At 50.4% G+C, this 2676-nt stretch carries 2 protein-coding genes; one reads left to right on the forward strand and one right to left on the reverse strand.

The features are described from left to right. A partial coding sequence (locus B3180_RS07985) for a transporter substrate-binding domain-containing protein (protein ID WP_286843915.1) occupies nucleotides 1–352 on the forward strand: 352 nt, incomplete at its 5' end. On the opposite strand, the gene B3180_RS07990 is transcribed toward B3180_RS07985, so the two are convergent. Then, nucleotides 349–2676: efflux RND transporter permease subunit (locus B3180_RS07990; protein WP_286843917.1), on the reverse strand; the 2328-nt coding region annotated here is incomplete at its 5' end. The genes B3180_RS07985 and B3180_RS07990 overlap by 4 nt on opposite strands.

Genomic DNA, 2676 nt, shown 5'->3' on the forward strand with positions numbered 1-2676 from the left:
CTCGGTACTGGAGCAACATTTGGCAAAGATAGGCCTGCACAATGCCATCAGAATTCAGCAGGCCGACTCAAAAAAAGAAGCCATGACTCAGCTTGCTATTGGTGAAGTTGAGGCCGTTATTATGCCCGAAAAAGTGGGCCTGTATCTTGCTGATGAAATAGGCGTTAACGTGCGTATTTTATGGCAGCCCGAAATTAAAGTACCGGTCAGCTTTGCAGTAAAAACCGACAATACGCAACTTATCAATGATATAAACCGAGCTCTACAACACCTTGAAGACAGCGGAGAGCTTGATGATATACGCCAGCGCTGGAATATCCAGCGCTGGGTTACTTCTCACATTCCACATTAATGCCCGTTTTCTCTGGCCTGCTGCATTTCATTTTCCAGACGAGCAGACTCATCGGCACGCGGCTTGGTAAAGCGTGCTAACCAGAGGTAAAGTACCGGAGTCAGGTACAGCGTAAACAATGTCGCCAAACCTAGGCCGCCAAAGACCACCCAACCAATAGAGTTACGTGCCTCTGCGCCGGCACCAGAAGACAGAATTAACGGCAGTCCGCCAAGTATGGTCGAAATCAGAGTCATCATAATGGGGCGCAGACGAATCAATGCAGCTTCTTCTATTGCTTCGCGTACTTCCAGTCCCCTGTCCCGCAGTTGATCGGCGAACTCAACCAACAACACCGAGTTCTTCGCTAGCAAGCCTATTAGCATGACCAGACCAATTTGCGAATAGATGTTCATTGATGTGCCGGTCAGGAACAAGGCGTAAATAGCTGCAGCAATACCAAACGGAACCGTCAGCATAACCACTACCGCACTGTTTAATGACTCAAACTGCGCAGCAAGAACCAACAGCACAATCAAAAATGCCAGAATATAGGTCATGGCAATTTCTTGCGAGGTATCCTCAAAGGTTGCAGCTTCACCCAGGAATACCAGCCCCATGCTATCGGGCAGCACCTCGTCAGCAATAGCGCGAAGTTGCTCTACAGCCTCCGACATAGGCAGATCTTCCGGTAAATCCGCATCGACTTCTATCGCGCGCCGCTGAGCCTGTCGCTCTAACTCTGCAGACACGCCCTCCTCGACTATTTCGGAAATGCTGGATATTGGCACTAGCTCGCCGCTACTGGAGGAGACATACAGATTTTGCATATCCTGAGGTGACTGTATCAGGTTGTTCCGTGTACGCAGCATTACCGGGATTTGTTGGTCGCCCACGTTCAAATCAGCAACATCATCACCGTTAATCGCCGCGCGTAACGTTGAAGATATATCGCTTAATGAAACGCCCAGCTCAGCAGCCCGGCGCCTGTCAATTTTCACCCGCAACTGAGGCTGCGTCGGCTGATAAGAGACATTAGGCTCACCAAGCTCCGGCATACGCTCTTTTATAATCGCAGTAAATTCACGGGCGGCTCTGAATATCTCATCGTAGTTCTCGCCGGTAATCGCCATTTCAAGGCCGCCGCCCTGACCTCGTAAATTCAGACTGTTATCGCCAAAAGCACGCCCCGGCGCGCCCGGTACCTGGCTCAGCGGCTCCCGGATGTTATTAATGATTTCCTGCTGACTAATATCCCTTTCTTCCCAGGGTTTCAGGTTAGCAGTAATGAACACCAGGTTGGGGTCCCACTGACCCACCACGGTGTAAATTGATTCGATATCGCCGCTTTCTTTGTATTCAAGCAAAATCTCTTCTAACTTACGCGCCTGCCTGTCCATGAATTTAAGGCCAACACCATCGGGTCCGCGAGAGAACACTCTGACCGAGCCACGGTCTTCGTTGGGCATCAGTTCACTGTTAATCTGGTTGTACAACAAAGCGCCACCGCCAGCAGACAGCAGTGATAAAATCACGATTACCCAGCTAAAATCGAGCGCTTTGTGCAGCGTCCGCTTATAGAAGCGTTTAAACACATTACCAATTTTGGCAAAACGGTTACTCTGCCCGGCAGACTTTGGCAAACGCGCAGTAAATGCGGGTACCAAAGACAAGGCAACAAAAGAAGAAATAACCACAGCCGCCGCCAGCACACCACCGAACTCACGGAACAGTCGACCCGCCGTTGACGGTAAAAAGGCTATGGGCACAAACACCGCCACCAATACCGCCGTAGTCGCAACCACCGCGAAGAAAACCTCACGTGTTCCCAATACCGCAGCCGCACGACTTCCAAGCCCCATACTGCGGCGTCGCTGAATATTCTCGGTAACAACAATGGCGTCATCGACAATGAGCCCGGTCGCCAGAACCAGAGCCAACAGCGTCAGAATATTAATGGAAAAGCCCATTAACCATATAGCCGCTACGGCACCAAATAGCGCAACCGGAATTGAAAAGGCAGGAATAATTGTTGCCCGGAATGAACCAATAAACACCCATAAAGTAGCGACAACCAAAGCAATAGTAATTGCCAGGGTCGTGACAACTTCAGCAACGGACTTACGAATAAACTGCGCATCGTCGTTAGTGATGCTCATTTCCATGTCGGGGAAGCGCTCGCGTAACCTTTCCAGTACCGCCAGGGCTTTATCAGAAATCTCAATAGTATTAGAGCCCGCCTGACGTATAACCCCTAACCCAACCACTGGCTTACCATCTAAGCGGACAAAGCTGTTAGCATCGGCGGGTGCGAAATAAGCCTGGGCGACATCACCCACACGAGT

The organism is Idiomarina sp. UBA4206, from assembly GCF_002383015.1.
Classification (GTDB): domain Bacteria; phylum Pseudomonadota; class Gammaproteobacteria; order Enterobacterales; family Alteromonadaceae; genus Idiomarina; species Idiomarina abyssalis.